This is a genomic window from Enterococcus sp. AAFC-DPL-6103 (genome assembly GCF_058216595.1).
In genome coordinates, this window is record NZ_CM177102.1 from 2,029,846 (window position 1) to 2,051,876 (window position 22,031).

Annotated in this window: 20 protein-coding genes and 1 riboswitch; of the genes, 6 read left to right on the top strand and 14 right to left on the bottom strand. The window is 36.5% G+C overall.

What is annotated here, in order from left to right:
* Window positions 1-43: 43 nt before the first annotated feature.
* The 5 genes from tagD to AC4BC3_RS09665 all read right to left on the bottom strand — a co-directional run bounded on the left by tagD (window position 44) and on the right by AC4BC3_RS09665 (window position 5,716).
* Entirely contained in the window at window positions 44-442 is a 399-nt protein-coding gene (gene tagD / locus AC4BC3_RS09645; protein WP_206909476.1) for a glycerol-3-phosphate cytidylyltransferase, read from the bottom strand.
* Window positions 439-1,608 (bottom strand): CDP-glycerol glycerophosphotransferase family protein, encoded by a 1,170-nt coding sequence (locus tag AC4BC3_RS09650; RefSeq protein ID WP_490467310.1) that lies wholly within the window; start codon window positions 1,606-1,608, stop codon window positions 439-441. The genes tagD and AC4BC3_RS09650 overlap by 4 nt, the downstream gene beginning before the upstream one ends.
* 5 nt (window positions 1,609-1,613) lie before the next feature.
* Window positions 1,614-2,414: a WecB/TagA/CpsF family glycosyltransferase gene (locus tag AC4BC3_RS09655; RefSeq protein ID WP_206909475.1), complete on the bottom strand. Its 801-nt coding sequence runs from the start codon at window positions 2,412-2,414 to the stop codon at window positions 1,614-1,616.
* Complete coding sequence (locus AC4BC3_RS09660; protein WP_490466374.1) at window positions 2,398-3,522, bottom strand: CDP-glycerol glycerophosphotransferase family protein; 1,125 nt, start codon at window positions 3,520-3,522, stop codon at window positions 2,398-2,400. Before AC4BC3_RS09660 ends, AC4BC3_RS09655 begins: the two co-directional genes overlap by 17 nt.
* A 457-nt stretch (window positions 3,523-3,979) precedes the next feature.
* Window positions 3,980-5,716: a fibronectin type III domain-containing protein gene (locus tag AC4BC3_RS09665; RefSeq protein ID WP_490466375.1), complete on the bottom strand. Its 1,737-nt coding sequence runs from the start codon at window positions 5,714-5,716 to the stop codon at window positions 3,980-3,982.
* 221 nt (window positions 5,717-5,937) lie between these two features.
* Between AC4BC3_RS09665 and AC4BC3_RS09670 the strand changes: the two genes are divergently transcribed.
* Window positions 5,938-6,780 carry an Rgg family transcriptional regulator gene (locus tag AC4BC3_RS09670; RefSeq protein WP_206909470.1) on the top strand — a complete coding sequence of 281 codons (843 nt, stop codon included), beginning with the start codon at window positions 5,938-5,940 and terminating at the stop codon, window positions 6,778-6,780.
* Between the two features lie 128 nt (window positions 6,781-6,908).
* Complete coding sequence (locus AC4BC3_RS09675) at window positions 6,909-7,553, top strand: lytic polysaccharide monooxygenase (RefSeq protein WP_490466376.1); 645 nt, start codon at window positions 6,909-6,911, stop codon at window positions 7,551-7,553.
* A gap of 50 nt (window positions 7,554-7,603) precedes the next feature.
* Here AC4BC3_RS09675 and AC4BC3_RS09680 read toward each other — a convergent pair whose 3' ends face one another.
* Both AC4BC3_RS09680 and AC4BC3_RS09685 read right to left on the bottom strand, forming a co-directional pair.
* Window positions 7,604-8,761: a 3D domain-containing protein gene (locus AC4BC3_RS09680; protein ID WP_490467311.1), complete on the bottom strand. Its 1,158-nt coding sequence runs from the start codon at window positions 8,759-8,761 to the stop codon at window positions 7,604-7,606.
* Between the two features lie 181 nt (window positions 8,762-8,942).
* The gene (locus tag AC4BC3_RS09685) at window positions 8,943-9,779 is read right to left on the bottom strand and encodes a putative ABC transporter permease (protein ID WP_206909466.1); all 837 of its coding nucleotides are present in this window, start codon (window positions 9,777-9,779) and stop codon (window positions 8,943-8,945) included.
* Between the two features lie 176 nt (window positions 9,780-9,955).
* Here AC4BC3_RS09685 and AC4BC3_RS09690 point away from each other — a divergent pair, with 176 nt between their 5' ends.
* Window positions 9,956-11,671, top strand: coding sequence for an ABC transporter ATP-binding protein (locus AC4BC3_RS09690; RefSeq protein ID WP_490466377.1), 1,716 nt, complete (start codon window positions 9,956-9,958; stop codon window positions 11,669-11,671).
* 1 nt (window position 11,672) lies between these two features.
* Window positions 11,673-13,436 (top strand): ABC transporter ATP-binding protein, encoded by a 1,764-nt coding sequence (locus AC4BC3_RS09695; RefSeq protein WP_206909463.1) that lies wholly within the window; start codon window positions 11,673-11,675, stop codon window positions 13,434-13,436.
* Between the two features lie 46 nt (window positions 13,437-13,482).
* On the opposite strand, the gene AC4BC3_RS09700 is transcribed toward AC4BC3_RS09695, so the two are convergent.
* Together AC4BC3_RS09700 and AC4BC3_RS09705 are read right to left on the bottom strand one after the other, a co-directional pair.
* Window positions 13,483-14,019 (bottom strand): folate family ECF transporter S component, encoded by a 537-nt coding sequence (locus AC4BC3_RS09700; RefSeq protein ID WP_206898247.1) that lies wholly within the window; start codon window positions 14,017-14,019, stop codon window positions 13,483-13,485.
* A gap of 37 nt (window positions 14,020-14,056) precedes the next feature.
* Window positions 14,057-14,160, bottom strand: a riboswitch (THF riboswitch).
* A 157-nt stretch (window positions 14,161-14,317) separates the two neighbouring features.
* Entirely contained in the window at window positions 14,318-14,749 is a 432-nt protein-coding gene (locus AC4BC3_RS09705) for a methylglyoxal synthase (RefSeq protein ID WP_206910883.1), read from the bottom strand.
* A gap of 196 nt (window positions 14,750-14,945) precedes the next feature.
* Between AC4BC3_RS09705 and AC4BC3_RS09710 the strand changes: the two genes are divergently transcribed.
* A complete protein-coding gene (locus AC4BC3_RS09710; RefSeq protein ID WP_206910885.1) occupies window positions 14,946-16,055 on the top strand; it encodes an ABC transporter ATP-binding protein in 1,110 nt (369 codons plus the stop codon).
* A 309-nt stretch (window positions 16,056-16,364) separates the two neighbouring features.
* On the opposite strand, the gene AC4BC3_RS09715 is transcribed toward AC4BC3_RS09710, so the two are convergent.
* From AC4BC3_RS09715 to AC4BC3_RS09735, 5 genes are all read right to left on the bottom strand, one after another.
* Window positions 16,365-16,973: a hypothetical protein gene (locus tag AC4BC3_RS09715; protein ID WP_490466378.1), complete on the bottom strand. Its 609-nt coding sequence runs from the start codon at window positions 16,971-16,973 to the stop codon at window positions 16,365-16,367.
* A gap of 441 nt (window positions 16,974-17,414) precedes the next feature.
* Window positions 17,415-18,302 carry a 16S rRNA (adenine(1518)-N(6)/adenine(1519)-N(6))-dimethyltransferase RsmA gene (rsmA, locus tag AC4BC3_RS09720; RefSeq protein ID WP_206910889.1) on the bottom strand — a complete coding sequence of 296 codons (888 nt, stop codon included), beginning with the start codon at window positions 18,300-18,302 and terminating at the stop codon, window positions 17,415-17,417.
* Window positions 18,295-18,858: a ribonuclease M5 gene (gene rnmV / locus AC4BC3_RS09725; protein WP_490466379.1), complete on the bottom strand. Its 564-nt coding sequence runs from the start codon at window positions 18,856-18,858 to the stop codon at window positions 18,295-18,297. The genes rsmA and rnmV overlap by 8 nt, the downstream gene beginning before the upstream one ends.
* The gene (locus AC4BC3_RS09730; protein ID WP_490466380.1) at window positions 18,851-19,627 is read right to left on the bottom strand and encodes a TatD family hydrolase; all 777 of its coding nucleotides are present in this window, start codon (window positions 19,625-19,627) and stop codon (window positions 18,851-18,853) included. The genes rnmV and AC4BC3_RS09730 overlap by 8 nt, the downstream gene beginning before the upstream one ends.
* A 303-nt stretch (window positions 19,628-19,930) precedes the next feature.
* A complete protein-coding gene (locus AC4BC3_RS09735) occupies window positions 19,931-21,241 on the bottom strand; it encodes an APC family permease (RefSeq protein ID WP_490466381.1) in 1,311 nt (436 codons plus the stop codon).
* 175 nt (window positions 21,242-21,416) lie between these two features.
* Here AC4BC3_RS09735 and AC4BC3_RS09740 point away from each other — a divergent pair, with 175 nt between their 5' ends.
* Complete coding sequence (locus AC4BC3_RS09740; RefSeq protein ID WP_206910897.1) at window positions 21,417-22,001, top strand: hypothetical protein; 585 nt, start codon at window positions 21,417-21,419, stop codon at window positions 21,999-22,001.
* Window positions 22,002-22,031: the final 30 nt, after the last annotated feature.

Here is a 22,031-nt window from a genome sequence, read left to right on the forward strand (position 1 = left end):
ACTTCAAAAAAACACCTCTTTCAACTTTGCAGCATCACTTAAATTACACTTTATTCAAGTCTTTCTTGATTTGTGTTGTTGAGATTTCAGGTGTTCTTGGTAAGTAGAAAACTTCAGCAGTTGTTTCTGTTTCCAGAAAATCAAACTTACCTGCCCAATCGTCTCCCATCACAAAAGTATCAATATGATATTCTTTAATGTCAGATGCTTTTTGACTCCAGTCATTTTCTGGAATGACCAAATCAACATAACGCACAGCTTCTAGCAATTGTTTTCTTTTTTCATAAGAAAAATAGCATTTTTTTTGCTTTTGGTTCCAGTTAAATTCATCTGTTGATAGGGCTACAACTAGATAATCACCTTGTTCTTTCGCTCTCTTTAATAAATTGATGTGACCATAATGTAATAAATCAAATGTTCCATAAGTAATTACTCGTTTCATTTTGTTCCTCCTAAAATTTTCGTTAATAATTTTTCAGTCGCATCAATATCATCAATACAAAAACGTTGATAAAATGCATAATACTTACTATTGGATTTAAAAGACGTTGCCTTTACTGCATGGATTTCAGAAATAAGTTCTTCTTTTTTCTGAATGATTGGCCCCGGCAACTTATCCAGTACTCCCTCATAAAAGCCTCTGATTTCTTTTCCGTAAGAGTCTAAATCATACATATAAAAGATCATTGGCTTTTTCGTTAAAGCAAAGTCAAACATGACAGAAGAATAATCAGTAATTAGCAAATCTGCAATCAAATACAAATGACTGATATCTTCATAACTAGAAACATCTATCACACGATTGCCATATTGTTTGGGATCAAAGTGTTCTGCCACTAAGTAATGCAGTCTAGTCAAAATGACCGTATCTGATTCTTGCTCTAAAATTTCAGCGAAAGGAAATTGATTATCAAATTTGTAAGCACCTTTTTTTATAAATTGGTTATCTCGCCAAGTGGGCGCATAGAGGATAACTTTTTGATTGTCAGCAATAGCTAGTTTTTTCTTGATTTGCTTTATTCTTTCATCTTTATCAGGCAACAGAAGAATATCATTTCTTGGATAACCGATTTCTAGTATCTCTCCTTCATATGCAAATGCACTTCGAAAGATTTCCGTACTATAGGCATTCGGTGAAATCAAATAATCCCAACGAGCAGCCTCATTTTTAAAATTTTCCCGATACTTATGTGTATCCGTTCCTGGCATCGTCACATTCTTGATGTCTAATCCTAATCTTTTTAGTGGCGTTCCATGCCATGTTTGAACATAAATATTTTTACCTTTAACCATCCACCCAGGCATCCTAGTATTGAAAAACCAATATTTTGATCTTGGCATTGTCAGCAGCCACTTCAAGCCCATTCGCCTTACATAAGGAACGTCATTTTCAATGAAAGGAGTTTCAAAGCCTTTCTTTACCGCCCAAACACATGTGTACTCCGGATAATTTTCCCGAATATATTCATAAATAGCACGTGGGTTATCACTATATTGTTTGCCGTGAAAACTTTCAAAAAAGATTAGTTTCTCTTTCGGATGTTTGTTAAGTAAAGAAAAAACTTTTTTCACCCATCGATGATAAATTATTTCAAGATTTCTTCGCAATGTACTCACTCATGTCTCCACTCTTTTAACTCTTTTTTGATTTCTACATCTAATTGTTGTGTCTTATTGACCACTTTGACGTCCCTATGCCGCAGAATCGAATATAAATACTTCGGAATCTGCACCAAACGATCATAACGCTTCATCGAAAGTGATCGATAAAGCCATTCAAGATTATTGTCTAAATAAAATTTTGGTGCCCGCTTGACTACTCCCGCAAGGACATCAAAGGTGCCTCCTACGTCTAGAAAAACTTTGGCATTCAATTGATCTACGTTTCTTTCCAAAAAGATTTCTTGCTTAGGTGATCCCAAGGCAACAAAGAGAAAGGTACAGTTTGCTTGATTAATTTTTTTAATTACTTCTTCTGTATTTCTGCTCGTGTAGCCATGAAGTGTGCCCGCCACTTCAATATTCGGATATTTTTCTTGAATATTTCGTGCTGCTTGGTTCACTACATCCTTTTTGGCTCCATATAAAAAAATTCGGTAACCAAATTGATTCGCAAACTGCAAGCTTCTTTCCATCACTTCAATACCAGTTATCCGTTCACGAATATTCCCTCGTAACATTTTAGAAGCCTTGACCACACCAATCCCGTCAGCAATCCGATGTGTCGCCCGCTCCAAATAAGCTTTCACTTCTGGATACTGGTAAGCTTGCAAGGTAATTTGAGGATTAACACTTGTAATCAACATTTTTTTATTTGCAGCTAAATATTTTGGAATATCCTCCACGATTGTTTGATAGGTTAAATCATCGACAGGGACTCCACTTATGTATTCAGTCCTATTTGTTTTTTCCACCAATCTCACCCAGTTCCTTTTTCACTAACGCCATTATCTCTCCAACAGTTTCGCCATTTTCATACTGATTCCATAACAGTTTTGTTTTTTTTACCAATTGTTCATTTGCTTCATATGAATATGATTGAATTGTTTGCCCCAACAATTCCTGGCTCTTCACGACTGGTCCAGGTGCCCATTCAAGAAAATCATCTTGAATTCCTGGATTATTTTTATATTTATCAAAATCAGGACAGAAAAAAATAATTTTTGGCTGTTCCTGTATAGTAAGATACTCAAAGGTACTTGCTGAGTAATCCGTAATCAATAATTTTACATTTGGGTAACTTTCCATGATGTTTTGATTCCACCAATGTACATTTTTAGGTAAGGTCCAATTTTCTTGATTGATCGTTGGATGTAGATGTACGTAAAATTGTTCTCCCGATAGTTTAGAAAACGTAGCTAATGCTTGTGTAAAAATGTGCTCCATATCTTTTTGTTCTGGACGATACGTCGGTGCATATAAAATAAATTTTTTTGTTTGTTTCACCGTTTTTGCTACTTTATGAACTGTTTCTAATCTTAGAGAACCTACCTTTTTAATCACGTTGAAATTTAAATCATAGCTTTTTTGAAAAATGCCTGCCATCTTGTCTGAATTGACTACTACATAGTTGAAAGAGTTATAAACTTTTTGAAACCTCTTTTGGTCTTGTCGACTACGTTGCTTCGTCTGCGGATCATCCCAACCAAATTTTTTGATTGCACCATCAGCATGCCATACTTGAATGACTATCTGGTCGGAAGCCGTCACTGCTAATTCAGGAAAATAGTTATCAACGATAATCACTTTTGCTTGTTTTAATAAAGAAAGGTTTCTTCCTAAAAACAGACTTTTGGGCGTAAATGGGCGAACATCAACCCCTTCACTCCTTAACTTTTCCGCATACTCGCGGCACTTATCTACAAAAAAAACAGTCACCTTTCCTGGATAGTTCAAGTGAAGCTGTTTGATTAAGTCGCCTTCATTAAACGAAAAACTCATGATGTACACAATCGTCGCGGTCAGTTTTCTTTTAGGCCAAAGCATTGCAGCAGTCATATATCCATTTTTCACTATATCCATTGCTGATCTACTCCTTCCCAACCTAACAATTTTGTCACCTGATCACTATTTTTTATCGATTGTTTTATCCACGAAACGCATAAAAAACAATCGATAAAAATCAATTTTCGGTCTTTAAAAAGGCAATATTTGATTTAATTATACAGAACAATATAGATGATTAAAAGGTGATTTGTTATGTGTAACATCTGAGAAACAATCACGTAATATTTTTTTAACATAAAAGACTTATTCGTAAAGAAAAATATTTTGATAATCGTTATTTTTTAGCTGAAAATAATAAAAAATCACAGATATTTCGTTTTTTAATTACCTACCTACAACAAGAAACACTTTTTAACTCTTTTCCACCCAATAAGATGAACGTTATATAACAAAACAAACATCTAACTATGAACTAAAAGAACAGTTGCCTTTTTTGCACTAGTTAGATGTTTGCATAATTTGTTTTTTTAACTTATTTGCTTAACTTTTCCCATAAAGCAGGTGCTTGATCCGGACTCCAAACAGCTATCGATGTGTGTGTCTGCAAGCATTTATATTGATGCCCTTGATGAATTACCACATCCCCCGCATGGTACGTGACCCCAACTTTCCACTCTTGGACTTCACTACTATCAGAAGTTGTTGTGCCTGTTACTTGTTGACTGAAATCAGAGAGACCAACTCGATTCACTGCTTTGATTTGATACATGTATGTTGTTTCTGGTGTCAAATTTTGATCCGTGAATTGGTTGTCAGTTGTCGTTGCCACTTTTTTATTCTCACGATAAATCTCATAGGTGGTCACTTCTTCTTCTAAAGCGTTGTTGTCCCATGTTAAAGTTAAACTATTTGCTGTAGCTTTGCTAATTTTTACATTCGTAGGTGCAGAAGGCTTGCTTAACTCGGATGCCTCTTTTGTAACCACATCTAACTTAGTTGAGTGCGCAGATTGATTATTTGACGTGTCTACTGCTACGACTGTATAGCTATAGTTTGTTGCTGCTGATAAACCAGTATGCACAAAATCTGTTGTTTTACTTGTGCCAACTAACTGATCTTTTTCATAAATATTGTAATGATCTACTTTGACATTATCAGTAGAAGCTTTCCAAGACAACGAAACACTGTTTGAGGTTGCAGATGCTGTTAAATTTGTTGGAACAGTTGGTTTCTCTGTATCAGGTACCTGTTCTTCAAATAATCCTTGATAAGTACGTGCAAATGATTCATTGTAACCAATCCCCGCTGAATTTTTTCCTTCATCCCAGTTCACACTCCACGTCATGATCCCTTTTAAAGGAGTCCCTTTTTTCGCTAGCGTTTCAAACACTTGATAGACAACATTCGGATCTTTGACATAACCATTTGCTGCTGCATCTTGGTTGGCTGGAAGTCCTAAAGCTAATTTACTTGCTGGGATATGAATAAAGCCATTATCCCCTTTATCAAAGGCATCTGAGATTCCATATAAGAATTCAAACTTTTTACTATCGTTGTTTTGAGCAATCCATTCTGAGCCAACACTAATACCATCTCCAGCTTGATTATAAAGCTGTGGCGCAATAAAATCATAGTCGTTTTCTAAAGCAGTGATATAAGGTACATATTTCCCTGCTGTTCTCAAATACGGAAATTCTGGCGCCATTGAAATAATAAAGTGTTTATTTTGTTGTTCATAATGGTTACGCACAATTTTTAACGCTGCTGGGATGACTTTTGCATTATCTCCTGCTGCTACAGCCGTTTGTTCTAAATCAATATCTAAGCCATCAAAGCCATATGTATCGACCAAGCGAATAATTTCATTTGCAAAAGCCTGTTCTTGTCCAGTTGAAAGTTCAATATGTGAATCTGCGCCACCTAGTGATAAAAGAACCGCACGATTTTGCGCATTTAAAGTTGCCACTTGGTTTCTGAATGCTTGATCACTCATATTATACGGTTTGAAAGTAGGTATTCCTTCCCCTTTCATAAAGGCAACAGAAATGACATTGTAAAAGGGATTGATCTGGTCTAATTGGACATCAGCGGGAGCTCCGCCCATATAACCTGCCCCCATTTCTCCAGGCCAATTATGATAATAACCAACCGAGATTTGCTTGTTTGCAATACTTGGCATTTCATCTGCTGTATCCGCAGCGACACCATTTGCACAACCAAATATTCCTCCAATGATACTAATTGAAAATAACAATAATTTTTTTTGCATTCTTTTCCCTCCAACATTTATTTTATTTTAAAATCCTCCTCAATTATAAATTACCTCTTATAAAAAAGACTTTTTTGTACGCTATTGCAACAAAATATTCCTTAAAACAAAAGGAATTTTACACTTTTTAATAAAAAAGCAACATAAAAGAAGAATTTCTTTATTCGAATCGGAGTGTGTTATCTTAAACTAGAAATAAAATAACAAAGGGAGTGTTTGGTATGCCAAAACATGCTTTTTTGATTCGGAAGTTAAGGAAAGAACGTGGTTTTACTCAGGAACAGTTGACCATGGGAATTTCCCAACGAGGAACACTCGCTGCTTTCGAATCTCGTGGTACAAAAATCAGTTTTGAGCTTTTGATTAGTTATCTAGAAAAAATGAATGTGACTTTAGAGGAATACGAATTTTTACTAAACGATGGTTCTCTGTCACCAAAACAAAAATTAACCAATTATTTTCTTACAACTCCTGCACTCACTTCTGCACAAGAAGACGAATTACTAAAAGAATATGAAAAAACTGGAAATATTTTTTATCGTTTGCTTTACGCCCAACGGAAAATCATTCTTAATCATTTAGACAACGAAGCAATTACTCCTGAGGTCAAAAAAGAAGCTCAACTAATTATGAATTATTTAGAACATATCGATACTTGGGGGCATTTTGAGCTTTCAGTATTTTCAAGATGTCTTTTTGTTTTTAAAACGGACTATATCGTACGTTCCTTCTATCATAGTGTTACTAAAATGGGAATTTATCAAGATACTGCTGTTCAACAAAACTTATTAGCCAATTTTATTTTAAATGGCGTTAGACTGTCTTTCACTCGCTCATCAAACACTTTAAGAACACTTTTTCTTGCTGAACTTAAAAAACTAGCAGAATTACATACGAATAGCTTAAATATGGCTTATTATAAAATCTTTTCTGCCTTGGATCGTTTATCTCAAGGGGATCAAAGCGTGATTCCCGAAATCGATCAAGGAATTCATTTTTTCAATTGGTTAGGTCTAACGACAATGACGGACTTCATCCTTCGATTAAAGAGCACTTATAGTTGATCACATAATTTTTTTGTTGCAATAACATACAAAATAATTTTTTAAAACTGTTCCATTTTATACTACTTGTTGTTGAGAGATTTGAGTTTTATCTCTCAAATAGAATATTTATTTTGGAGGGTTTCAAGATGAAAAAGAGTACATTGTTAGGATTAAGTTTCATTTTAGTTACAACTGGATTTACTGCATTAACGACTGTTTCTGTTGATGCACATGGCTATGTTAAGGAACCAGCAAGTCGTGGTTATCAAGGCTTTTTAGACAAAAGCAATCTAGGTTGGAGCGGCGCTCATGATAAATATGGTGCAGTTATTGATGATCCTCAATCATTGGAAGCAAAAAAAGGCTTTCCGCAAGCTGGACCTGCAGACGGTCACATTGCTTCAGCTGATGGCGTATTAGGAGATTATACTTTAGACAAACAAACCGCTGATCGTTGGACAAAACATACTGTATTCACTGGAAAAAATAATTTTTCTTGGACATTTACTGCTGATCATGCAACAACAAAATGGCATTACTATATTACAAAAAATGGTTGGGATCAAAACAAACCATTAACTCGAGATGAATTACAATTGATTGATACAATCGATCATGGGGGAGAAGTTGCTTCAACAGATGCAACTCACAAAGTAACGATCCCTGCTGACCATCTAGGCTATCATGTTGTTTTAGCTGTTTGGGATATTGATGACACACCAAATGCGTTTTATAACGTCATTGATGTAAATGTCAAACAAGGAAATCGCTTGACTAATTTAGCACAATAATAAAAAAGGGCTAAGGCAAACGCTTGTACGTTTTGCCTTAGCCCTTTTTATTAACTCATTACAGTTACTTTTACTTGTCGACGTCCCCAAGCAACACATTCTGCAACCGTTGTAAAGTGAACATCAATAATGTTTCCTTTGATTGCGCCTCCTGTGTCAGCAGCGATCGCCACACCATAACCTTCAACATTCACGATTGAATTTAGTGGAATCACACTAGGGTCAACGGCAATTGCTTGCGGATTATCATATAAATCTAACCCACTGGCAGTGATATGTCCTGAACCCGGTTCTGAATAAGAATATGCTGTAGATTCCATCATACGGGTAGCACCTGATGTTGGTACTTCCTCTTTTGGCGTCTCTTCTTTTGGCTTTTCTTTTGATTCTTCCTTAGCTAGTTCAGTCTCTTGTTTTGCTTTTTCAGTCGCCAATTTTTCTGCTTCTGCTTTTTGAGCAGCTTCTTGCTCTTTTACTTCAGCTTGCCTTTTCACTTCTTGTTCTTTTGCTCGTTTTTTTGCTTCCTGTTCAGCCGCTTCTTGTTTTGCTTTTTCGGTAGCGATTCGCGTTGTTTCGGCCTCTTTGTTCTTAGCAATTTCGCTAAGTATCACTTGATTGTCTGCTAGCTTTTGTTTTAAAGAATCAACTTTTTCATTCAAAGCCTTCGCTTCAACTTCTAAAGAAGCTCGATTCTCTTTTAGTGAGGTCTGTGTGTCCTCCAACTTTTGATTAAGATCAACTAATTTTTGTCTTTGACTATCCAAACTAGCGATTTTATCTTTTTCTGCTTGGTGAAGAACACGAACGGCATATGCACGGTTGATAAATTCAGCAACTGTATCAGCTTCTAAAAGTGCTTGTAGATTTCGCTCGTTCGAACCATTGATTTGCACATCTTTTAGTCGTTGCGCAACCGCTTCTTTGCGCTTATCAATCGTTGCTTCTGTTTCCTTGATTTCTTGTTTTGATTTATCAATCGTTTGCTTATTTTGATCAATTTCTTGTTTTATTTTCTCAACTTCTTGATACTTTTCATTGACATCATTTAATGTCATTTGTACTTCAACACTGATTTCTTCACCCCGACGTTTTGCAACTTGTTCTTTTTCATTTAAAGAATCAAGCGATTCTGCTTGAGCCACTAAGGGTAGTGCTAAATTTGCTGACAATAAGACAGCAAGCATAACTAAGGCTTTTTTTGCCTTCACGAACTCCAACACCTTTCTCCTAAAATACCAACTCTTACATTATACAAATGATTATTACAATTTATATGTCAAAAATATTACAATTTATTACAAATACAATTCGTGACCAATGAACTATTGGACAAAATAAAAAAGCAATTGAACTTTTTCGTTCAACTGCTTTTTTGAGCAATGATATAAGTTATTTTTTCTTACGCAATTCTTTTACTAATTGACGAATTTCATTCACATCTTTGCCTTCTTTCAACGATAGTTGTGGGAAATTCTTCAAGAAGCGACGTTGCGTATAGTTCAAACGTGGCAAATAATCATTCGTTTTTGCTGACTCTTTAAATGCCTGTAACCAATCAGTAGCAGCTTTTTTCTCTGGTTTTGAGATAATACCCTTACCGAAAACTGTACCTGAAGTTTTTTGACGTTCTTCCCATTCGTCTTTGGTTTTTTCAAAGGCTTCTTGCAAGTTTGCTTTTTGTTCATTGATTGCTTTTTGCAAATCTGTGACTGCTTTTTGGAAACTTTGCAAGTTTGCCAATGTGTAACCAAGATCCATCATGGTTACCCCAATCAAGATAACTGGTAAATAAAAACCAAAGTGTTCCGCCAACAATTGTTCTAAAACTAAAATATGTGGATGGATTACTTTCACGATCAAGACACAGCCAACGCCCCAAAAAAGTGAGACCGGTACAGCAACTCTCCCATTGATATTCAACGGAACATCATGATAATCCCACCAAGTAGCATGAAACAATTTTTCCAAGCCAAAGCTCGTCAAGTACTCCAAAATCGTGACCAGAACTGTTGATAAAACATACAATAAAATAAGGTTCGATTGGAAGGGCTCAATAAAATACAAGACGCCCAAAATTCCAAATCCATAGATTGGCGTAATTGGCCCAACCAAAAATCCTCGATAGACGAAATGCTTGGCCTTAATGGAACAATAAATGGTTTCCCATAACCAACCGACAAATGAGTAAATAAAAAATAGCAATACTACACGAATAAACTCGTTCATAAGTACCTCCTTTTTTCTTTTCATTGTATCAATAAGCTGAAAAAATGAAAAGAAACTCTAATGAAAGAGCTTGCTGGCTTTTCATTCCAAATTTCATAAGCTACAATGTGTAATGTACTTATCACTTTTCTTCTACTATAAATATAGAAAAAATTTTACTACTCAGGAGGAATCATATGATTCAATTATTGCGTTATGCAAAAGACTATCGTAAGCAAATCATTTTAGGACCCTTTTTCAAATTTCTTGAAGCAGTTTTTGAATTAGTTCTTCCCTTATTGATGGCTTCGTTGATTGATAACGGACTTAAAAAAAATGATACAGGTGTGGTCATTCAAATGGGCGTTTGGATGGTTGTCATGTCAATTATCGGACTGATTTGTGCCATCATTTGTCAATACTATTCTTCGATCGCTTCGCAAGGTTTTGGTACAGAATTGCGTAATCAACTCATGAAAAAAATCAATACACTTTCTCACAGTGAGCTAAATCATTTTGGAACAGACACCTTGATTACTCGAATGACCAACGATATCAATCAATTGCAATTAGCGTTGGCAATGGTTATCCGATTATTGATCCGTGCACCATTTTTAAGCATCGGTTCTGTCGTGATGGCCTTTATCATTGATTGGCAAATTGGTTTGTTCTTCTTACTTTTTTTACCTATTTTTGCGGTTATCTTGTATTTTATTATTAAAAAGACAATTCCTCTTTACCAAAAAGTTCAAGAAAAATTAGATTATTTAAACGAAATCGTTAGTCAAAATCTGAGTGGTGTTCGCGTGATTCGGGCCTTTGGTCGAACAAAAACGGAAGTCAAAAGTTTTGACGAGAGTACCGATGATCTAGCCAAGAATTATTTACTGGTTTCCAATATTTCCGCACTTTTGACCCCTGCCACCACTTTGATTATGAATATAGGAATTATTTGTCTATTGACAGTTGGCGGCATCAAAGTCAATATTGGTGGACTACAACAAGGACAAGTTTTAGCGTTGATCAACTATATGAACCAAATGTTGTTAGCTTTGATCGTTGTTTCTAACTTAGTCGTGATTTTTACCCGAGCTGAAGCTTCAGGAAAACGCGTCAAAGAAGTCTTAGCCATGGAAAATTCGATTCAAGAAGCATCAGATGCAAGTACGCCTGAACTTGATAGTAAGATAATCGTTGAATTCAAACATGTAGATTTCCGCTATACACCAGCTTCTGGTTTGTCTTTAGAAAATATCAATTTTCAAATGAAGAAAAATACTGTCGTTGGAGTCATTGGACCCACTGGTAGTGGTAAAACCACTCTGACTCAACTAATTCCTCGCTTTTATGATGTCAGTAGTGGCGAAGTGCTCGTTGACGAATTAGATGTCCGACAGTGGGAAACGGAAAAATTACGAGAGCAAATTGCTATGGTTCCTCAAACAGCTGTGCTCTTCACTGGCTCTATCCGCGACAACTTACATTGGGGCAAAGCAAACGCCACAGATGAGGAATGCTGGGAAGCTTTAGCAATTGCACAAGCTGATGAGTTTGTTCGTCAACTTCCTGATGGTCTGGATACCAGAGTGATGGAAAATGGAAAAAACTTTTCTGGTGGGCAAAAACAAAGACTGACTATCGCACGCGCCTTGATTGCGAAACCATCCTTACTGATTCTTGATGATTCATTAAGCGCACTTGACTATCAAACAGATTTGAATTTACGCAAAGCATTGAAGACTTCTCTTGATTGTACCGTATTGATTATTTCTCAACGAGTTCGTTCGATTCAAGAAGCAGAAACTATTTTAGTCATGGATCAAGGACAGATTGTTGCTCAGGGAACAAATGATGAACTATTACGCACATCAAAAGAGTACCAAGAAATCGTGGCATCACAGGAGGAGGAATAAAATGAAACAAAAAAAATTCTCAATGCAGTTATTCAAGCGATTTATCCCCTACTTGATGGCTTATCCTAAAGAAATTGCTTTAGCAATTTTCTTTGGTTTATTGAATGGGATTGCGACAGTAGTCATGACGTTACAAATTGGTCAAAGTATTGATTTGATGATTGGTATCGGCCGCGTTCAGTTTCAAGAACTCTTTCACTTATTGTTACTCTTTGGTAGCGTAGTACTTGTTAATGTCCTTAGTCAGTGGTTGATCCAAGTCTTAAGTAATCGCCTTGCTTATCTCTCCGTAGCGGCGCTAAGAAAAGATGCTTTTGAACGATTGAACCGTTTGCCTCTTCGTTATTATGACCAGACTGCTCATGGAAATATCGTCAGCCGTTTTACCAATGATATGGATAATATTTCGATTGCCATTGCAGCAGCGTTCAATCAATTATTTTCTGGTGTTGCAATCATTGTTTTATCTTTTATCTTTATGATTCATTTGAGTCCGTTGTTAACTGTTGTCGTCTTGTGTGCCACCCCAATTATCTTTTTAGTCAGCTTTCTGGTTGCACGTTCTTCTCAAAACGACTTTAATCAACAGCAAAAAATTATTGGGGATATTTCTGGATTTGTTACTGAACGGATTGGCAATCAAAAAATCGTGAAAGCTTTTCAACAAGAGTCAGCTAGTCAACAGGCATTTGAAACATTGAATCAGGAACTTTACGTCAAAGGACAACGTGCTCAATTTTCTTCTTCTTTGACAAATCCTTCTTCGCGATTTGTTGATCATTTAGCTTATCTCTCAATTGGTTTAGTTGGCGGATTACTCGCTTTACGAAGCGGTTCAGCAATTACCGTTGGTGTTATCTCAAGTTTCACTATCTATTCGAGTCAATTCTCAAAACCTTTTATCGAATTATCTGGTATCACTACGCAAATTCAAACTGCCTTTGCTGGATTAGATCGAGCGTTTGAGTTGATCGATCAACCAGAAGAGACACCTGATGCCTCTGATGCATTTGCTTTAGATCCCCAAACGATCAAAGGAGAAGTCGTTTTCGAACACGTTTCCTTTTCATATGACCCAGATCAACGTTTGATTGAAGACTTCAATTTTAGAGCAAAACCCGGGCAAACAATTGCGATTGTTGGAAAAACAGGAGCTGGAAAATCGACACTAGTCAATCTTTTAATGCGTTTTTATGATACGAATAGTGGAAAAATCCTGATTGATGGTCACGATATTCGTGATATCAAGCGAACGACTTTGCGTAAAAGCTTTGGGATGGTTTTACAAGACACTTGGTTATTTGATAGTTCCTTACGGGCAAACCTACGCTACGGCAATCCAAATGCTAGTGATGAAGAAATCAACGAAGCGTTAAAAGCTGCCTATATGTATGAATTTGTCGAGCGGTTACCTGAAAAGCTTTCCACCAAAATTGGCGGTCAAGGACTAAAAATTTCTGATGGTCAGCGACAACTATTGACTATTGCACGAACAATGATCAGTAATCCACCTATGTTGATCTTAGACGAGGCAACTAGTTCTGTTGATACACTAACTGAAAAGAAGATTCAACAAGCATTCTTGACAATGATGGAAGGTAAAACTAGTTTTGTGATTGCACATCGGCTTTCTACCATTAAAAATGCTGATCAGATTTTAGTCATGGATCAAGGACACATCGTCGAAATGGGAACGCATGATGAATTAGTGAAAAAAGCAGGCTATTACAATCAGCTTTATCAAGCACAATTTACACATCAATAAAAAACAGGCAATCTTCTGGGATGGGAAGATTGCCTGTTTTTTATTTTTATTTCGTACGAACTGTTAGACTTTGTAAAATCTTTTTATAAGGGATACTCCGTCCAACATAGTAAATTGCAATTGATTGAAGTGGGATCCAAATGACTGTTTTCAATAATCTTGGTGCCCAAACGACCCAACTGAATAAAGGAACGTGATACATCAAAGCTAGCCAAAGCGGTGTCAAAATCAAATTGATAATCAACGTGACACTCAGCGTTGCTAAGATAGCATTCTTCCAAGTGATTTCCTTTCGATAGAAAAAGAAACCATAAATCGCCCCTTCGATGAAAGCATTCAAAGTAAATCCAATAAAGAAAGCTGATTTTGAGAATAATGCCATTCCAACAAGGTCAGCTAACACAGCTCCTATACCAGACCAAAAAGGACCAAATAAAATCCCCATGATGACCTGTGGAATAAATGTTACACTGATTTTGATAAAAGGTGTTTCGATAGATATTAGTCGTGATAAAGTAACCATTAAGGCAATCAATAGCCCCATGATCGCAATCATCCGTGCGTCTAATCGATTTTTTTTCATTTTTAGCATCTCCTTTAAGAGCTGCTACACAATAATATGCAGCGAATGCGAAAATAAAACCGCGAACAAGTTACCTTGTCCTTCGTCCAGGTGGCAACATCCCATCCTCCTAGCACTTAACGCTTTATTTCCTACTCTGATTTTATTTTGGGAAACAATTCCCTCACAAAATATAACATAATTACCAACGACTAGCAAATAGGAAAACTGAATATTACTATGCTTTTTTTCTTTTATGTTCGCTATTCAATAAATTATATTAGTATTTATTCACATTATTGGATAAAATACCGAAAATTCATTCATGTTCTGTTGAAATCGCTTCTTTTTCCATTTCATGAACGACCGTCCGAAAATCTAAATACCCCGCTGCTAACCCCCGCAATAAAACTTCAGCTGTGCCAATATTGGTTGCCAAAGGAATTTCGTACACATCTGATAAACGAATCAATGCTGTTACATCTGGCTCATGTGGCTGTGCTGCAAGCGGATCACGCAAGAAAATGACTAAATCAATTTCATCTTCGGAAATCATTGCCCCAATTTGTTGGTCGCCTCCCAACGGACCTGATTTAAAACGATGAACTGGTAAATTAGTTGCCTCTTGAATTCGTAAACCGGTCGTCCCAGTAGCATAAAGCTCGTGTTTTGCTAAAATCATTTGATAAGCTGTCGCTAATTTAATCATTAATGGTTTCTTTCGATCATGTGCAATCAAAGCAATTTTCATCAGTCACACTTCCCTTCTTTTCTTTAGTGTAACAAACTTAGGAAAACGTTTAAATTTTTTGTTACCATTTTTTTGATTTTCTTTGTCACTCTGACCAAAAAACAGACAAATTCTTGTTCATTCTGCCATTGTATAAGGTTAGCGCTTTCATTTATACTTTAGTCAAATAAAACTTATAGAAAGTGTGGAATTTACTATGGTAGAAATGGCGTTGACACATGTTTATAAAAAATACGATAATGCAGAAAATTATTCAGTTACTGATTTTAATTTAAATATCCAAGATCGTGAATTTATTGTTTTTGTTGGACCATCTGGATGTGGGAAATCAACTACTTTACGTATGATTGCTGGTTTGGAAGACATTACTGAAGGTGAATTAAAAATTGGCGAAAAAGTCATGAATGATGTTGCTCCAAAAGATCGTGATATCGCAATGGTTTTCCAAAACTACGCACTTTATCCTCATATGACTGTTTTTGATAATATGGCATTTGGTTTGAAATTAAGAAAATACGATAAAGCTGAAATCAAAAATCGAGTTGAAAATGCGGCAGAAATTTTAGGTCTAACTGAATATCTAACTCGTAAACCAGCTGCATTATCTGGTGGACAACGTCAACGTGTGGCTTTAGGTCGTGCAATCGTTCGTGATGCAAAAGTCTTCTTGATGGATGAACCTTTATCAAACTTAGATGCTAAATTGCGTGTAGCGATGCGTGCAGAAATTGCTAAATTACACCAACGTTTGGAAACAACAACCATCTACGTGACCCATGACCAAACAGAGGCTATGACAATGGCAGATCGAATCGTTATTATGAAGGACGGATTTATTCAACAAATTGGTTCACCAAAAGAGGTTTATGACACACCAGTGAATGTTTTTGTTGCTGGATTTATTGGCTCACCTGCAATGAATTTCTTCAGTGTAACGCTAAATGACGGCGTGATTACTGACGGTCATGGTCTAAGACTTCGTATTCCAGAAGGAAAAAATAAAATCTTAGTGGAAAAAGGCTATAATGGCAAAGAAGTCATCTTTGGTATTCGTCCTGAAGACATTCACAGCGAACAAATTGCTTTAGATGCTTCACCAGAAGCAGTTGTTCATTCTGAAGTTGTGGTTTCAGAATTATTAGGTGCAGAAACAATGCTTTACACAAAAACTGGCTCAACTGAATTTATTTCAAAAGTCGATGCACGTGACTTCCACAAACCAGGTGAGATGATTGATCTTGCTTTCAATATCAATAAAGGACATTTTTTCGATAAAGAAACAGAAAATGTGATCACTTTACCTTAATTTTAATTGATGCCCCCTTTTTAAGAGCTGTACCGAAATCAACGGTGCAGTTCTTTTTTTGACATAACTGGGGACTTGGTAGGTTACATAAAGATAAAGGTGCTTGAGATAAACGCATTTAGCTCTAAAAAAAAACATTCTGGAAATAACTCCAACTGATTTTGCGACGATTTTTACTTACTAGCCAGATAGGTAAAAAAAAGATAGGTAACTTAAAACAGCATCTGTATTAAGTCACCTATTTTTACTAATGGTATCAAAAATGTTCAACAGGAAGTGGATCTAAGCCATTTTTTAATCCAATTATTTTTAGCCAAGCTTATCCATGTTCCTCGCTTGTTCTTTTGCCGCAGTAAATACAGGAATATCAAAGTATTTGCTTAACGTACCTGCAACAAAGTAAGCAATATTATAGTCAACTAAACTGTGAATCAATCCACCAATTCCCATCAAAATAAATACTGTATAGAAATAGCCTTCCGAATAATACGTATCAGGCATATTTCCCATAAAATAAAAAGCACTCACAACCAACATTTCTGCAATCGAATGGATCACCCCAATGAAAAAATTAAATCCTTGAAATTTCCAGTTTGCTAGCGTAAATTTCCCGTCCTTCAAGACGATCCCGGGTTTCTTTTGCAAATACCAAGCACCAACCACTGCAAAAATAATGTGTGATAATGCTCTTAAGGCAATAATGACTGGTGTCGATAAAAAGAACCCAAATGTTGTTCCTAATGCGACAGCAACAGCTACCCCTGGTGAAAAAAACATTGCTAAGAATAATGGCACATGCGACGCTAAGGTAAAAGATGCTGGCGGAATCATGATTTTTGGCATAACTAAAGGAATGATGATCCCCATCCCAATCAGCAATGCGGAAATAGTTAAGTGACGAACAGAATTATTTTTCATTTTTACTCTCCTTATGTGTCTTGACACATTGATGTTGTTTATTGTACTGATATTCTCTTTAACTGTCAAGACACTTAAAGGAGTATTCGACTGTTCTTCGTCAAGTTTCTATTTTTCCACGAACTTAGTTGGAACACACCAATGCTTTTTAAATTTGTTGTGCCTTTCAGCACATGACTTGTCTACTCGAGCAGATAAGCCATCCTTTTTTTCAAGAAAAACAATCGCTTTTCTAAATACTTCTAAATCATTCTTTCGTCACTCAAAAACTGATTTAGAAAATGACTTGTTAGTTGCGTTCCTTTTTATTTCATCCTACTTCTACTATAGATACGCATTTTTTCAAAAATTTTTTCCTAACTAATAAAAAAATCACAGAAAAACGTAAGCACTAGGCTCCGCTTTTCTGTGATAAACCATTTTTCAATTATCTAAATCTTCTTACCCTTGTTTATTCGCCATCATTGCATTGCTTAATGCAGCGAATTCTTCTAATGACAGTGTTTCACCACGACGTTTCGGATCAATTCCTGCGTCAGCTAAACTTTGAGTCAACCATGCTTTCGTTGCTTCATCTTTTCCATATGCATGTTGCAAATTGTTCCATAATGTTTTGCGACGCAATTGGAATGAAGCTTTCGTTAAACGGAAAAATTCTTTTTCATCTGTAACTTCAACAGCTGGTTTGTCTCTGCGTGTCAATTTTAAAATCGCTGAATCAACGTTTGGTTGTGGTACAAAAACGGTTTTAGGCACGATAAATGCCAAAGACGCATCCATATGATATTGCACAGCAATTGAAAGTGAGCCATAAGCTTTCGTACCTGGCTTTGCAGAAATTCGATCAGCAACTTCTTTTTGCATCATCACAACCATTTCATCCACACGTACGTCTGATTCAAGAAAATGCATCATGATTGGCGTTGTAATGTAATAAGGAAGATTTGCGACCACTTTTAATGGTAGCTCTTCTGCAAAATATTCAGCAACAGCAGCAGCCAAGTCCGTTTTTAAAATGTCTTGGTGAACAACCTTGACATTTGGATAACGGCGAAGTGTATCTGCTAATACTGGAATCAAACGATCATCGATTTCAAATGCAACGACTTGATTTCCATTTATGGCTAATTGTTCAGTCAACGCGCCAATTCCTGGCCCTACTTCAATTACATTTGTTTCATGGTTGATTTCAGCTGTTTCGACAATTTTTCGTAGAATGTTAGGTTCTGTTAAAAAATTTTGTCCTAAACTTTTTTTAAATTGAAATCCATGTTCTTTCAAGATTTCTTTTGTTCGAGAGGGTGTTGCGATCTCACGATATTCAGTCATGTTTTGCCTCCACTTTTTTCATTGCTTGTGTTAATTCTTCTGGGGTAATGCGAAACATTTTCAAACGCTTCGCTAATTGTTTGCCATTGGTATAGCCAATTCTTAGCTCATCTCCAAGTCGTTCTCTTTTTTCTTTGGCCTGTGCTCCCGCTATTAAACCATAATCCAAAAGCATCTGTCTAGGGATTTCGTTAAACTCTTCCTCGCTAGGTGTCACAACTTTCTTCAATGCCTCGAGAATTGCTTCATTGCTTGCGTGTTCAACACCTAAGCTCCCCTTTTTCTTTGGTCGAGCTTGCTTCCGAGGCAAAAAGGCGTGTTTTGCTTGGGGCACGACCTCCATAATTGTTTTACGGATTTTTTCGCCTGAAAAATCTGGGTCCGTAAAAACAATCACCCCTCTTGTTTCTTGTGCGTGTTCGATCTGCCTCAAAATAGCTTCATTGATTGCGGAACCAATTGTTTCAATCGTATCTACATTCACGACTTCTTGTAATCGTCTCGTATCGTCTTTTCCCTCAACGACTACAATTTCTTCAATAGTCAATTTACTCATTTTCTGAAATCCCAAATAAACGATGTGCATTATGCCATGTTTGTGTTGCAATTTCTTCAAAAGGTACTTGACGAAGTTCCGCAATTTTTTCGACCGTATAACGAGTATACCCTGGTTCATTTCGTTTACCACGATAAGGGACTGGTGCAAGATAAGGTGCATCCGTTTCTACCAACATACGATCTAAAGGGACATTCATTGCAGCTTCTTGGACATCTAACGCTTTTTTGAATGTCACAACACCACTAAAGGAAATATGCATACCAAGATCAAGAAAACGCTGCGCCCATTCGTAATCTCCACTAAAACTATGCATGATCCCACCAATATCATGAACTTTTTCTTCTTTTAAAATCTGGTACGTGTCTTCTATTGCATCACGCGTATGGATACTAATCGGTAAATTCATTTCTTTTGCAATCGCAATTTGACGACGAAAAATTTTTGCTTGAACTTCCTTTGGATCTTCCATCCAATAATAATCCAAACCAATTTCTCCTAATGCCACAACTTTAGGTAACGTCAATCGTTCTTGTAATTGTTGTTCAACTTCTTTCATATAACTGCCAGCCTCAGTTGGGTGCCAACCAATAATGCTATAAATAGTTTCGTAGTCTTGACTAAGCTGTAAAGATTTTTCAATCGTTGGTTGATCAAAACCAACTACAGCCATTTTTGTTACGCCCAACTCTTTAGCACGCTCAATCGTTTCGGGAATATCTTCATTAAATTGTTCCGCATTTAAGTGAGTATGAGAATCAAATATCATTCAAATCGCTCCTTTTCTTTCCTACTTTAGCACATAAACGGTTAAGACAGAAGTCAGATGAAAAAAAAGATGATAAGAGCTTCGCCACTTCCAATTTTTTCATTCTAGCAAATAAAAATTCTTTCTAAAACTCATACTTTTTTGTTTTTTCAGGTAACTACCTGCCAAACACCATTCCGTTTCAACGCTTTGGATCACAAAAAAAGATGCGAAAAAAGCGAATGTCAAAAGAACCCTGCTTTAGATTTAATCATCCATTAAACAAATGAAAAAGAGATTGAGACTTAGCTCAACCTCTCATACTTATTTTTTATTTTTATAGAAATAAACTGGAATCCCTAATAGCGTTACACCGATTCCAATCATCGCTAGTGCTGTTTGCGTTAAGATCGTCATTCCTAAAATAAAAATCGCACCAATAATCGCAATTAGTGGGATCACCGGATAAAGTGGTACTTTGTATGGGCGATTCATCTCCGGCGCTTTCTTTCGTAAAACGAAAACAGCGATAAATATTAATAAACTAAACAACCACATGACGAAAATCAGCATATCTGTCAAAAAATCAAATGAGCCCATCGTCATCATGATACAAGCAATCACTAACTGAAACATTGCTGGCACGTAAGGAACTGTGAATTTCTTCGATAATTTTGTTAACTGATTACTAAATGGTAATTCATTTTCCAATGCCATCGCGTAAGGAACACGAATTCCAGTCAACGTATACCCATTCAGCGCGCCATAAACAGAAATCAGAATACCAATCGTAACTAACTTTCCTCCAAATGAACCAAAAATCACTGCTGAAGCATCTGATGCTGCGTTCAAGTTACCGGCAATTCCTTCGATGGGTAAAGTCTTCAAGAAAACAAAATTAATCAACAAGTAAACCACTGTTACAAAACTTAATCCTAAAATAATTGCTTTAGGCAAATCTTTTTCTGGCTTTTTCATCTCACCAGCGATTGCTCCGACACCTAACCAACCATCATACGCGAACAAAGTAGCCAACAGCGCACTACTCAATCCTTCCATAAAAGAAACATCTTTTCCTGCTTCAATTGGAAAAAGCTGAACCGTACCGGATCCGGGAACCATTAATCCCCAAACCACAATAACTGCAATCGGGATCAATTTAATAATAAGAGTAGCAGACTGGACAGTCGCACCAACTTTAGTCCCCAATAAATTCAATCCCGTCACTGACAAAGCAGTTACAGCTGCAATCAATATCAGATAATCAGTGGATAGCTGAAAGAGATTTGTCAACTGTGTAGCAAAAATAATTGAAAGAGCTGCAATGTTCGCTGGAAAATAAATCAGACTTTGCGCCCAGCCTAGTAAGAAGCTTGGTAATTTTCCATACGCAGCCTCTATGTATTTGACTGCTCCGCCTGTTTCTGGAATCGCTGTGGCTAATTCTGCAACAGTCAACCCTGCACAAATGGTCAAAAAGCCGCCCAATAACCATACAAAAAGTGTCAAACTCGATGATTGTGTGCTGGCAGTTACTGAAGCAGTCTTGAAGAAAACTCCTGCCCCAATAACAGTTCCCATAACCGTTGCTAATGCACCAAACAAATTAATTTCACGTTTTAATTTATTTCCCATTCCTCATCCTCTTTCCTATTTTATTAATATAATTGCTAGTATAACCGAGTTTTTTCCCCTTGGCTACGCACAAATACAATAAAGGGTTTTCAAAAAAATCCCCCTTAAGTCGGATGATTTTTCTTTTATTTTTGATTACAATTTAGCTAGTTTCTATTTAAAGGGGGGCTTGCTTTTGGACTTTCAGCATTCACATCCAAAATTGGCAAATTTTCTCACAGATCATTTTTCGATTACACGAAAAGAACAGCAACAATCACGTTGGCACTGGGCTACGTTGATTCTTTTTGGTCTTTTGACTATTGCTTCGTTTAGTCAACAACTCCTTCTTATCACGGGTCTAGTGATTTTAGTCGCGTTATTCAAAGGTCCAGGCTTGATTCTCTGGAGCATCGCCTATTCCTTTCTAGTCGGTCTTTTTCCACCATTAGGAATTGCTTTATCCGCAATTTTCTTTTTGCTCAATATTGGGACCTTTACTAAAAATTGGCGCATCACTTTCGTTGGAATCTACTTTTACCTTTATCCGGTTTTAGTCATGAGTTTACGTTATTTCAAATGGGACAATCAATGGTTTCTCGCTGGCTCATTGATTGTTGGATTAAGCTTACTTCACTTGATGTTAATGAACCTCTATCAACGATATGGTATCGGGCGAACGATTTCTTGGTATATCTTTGCGATTCCTTTCGCTGTTGTAAGCGCCCTATTGCCAACTCGCTTGAAAAAGCGATTGAAAAGATATCCTTCAATAAAATGACATCAGGTGTTCTCTGTGTATATAAAAAGG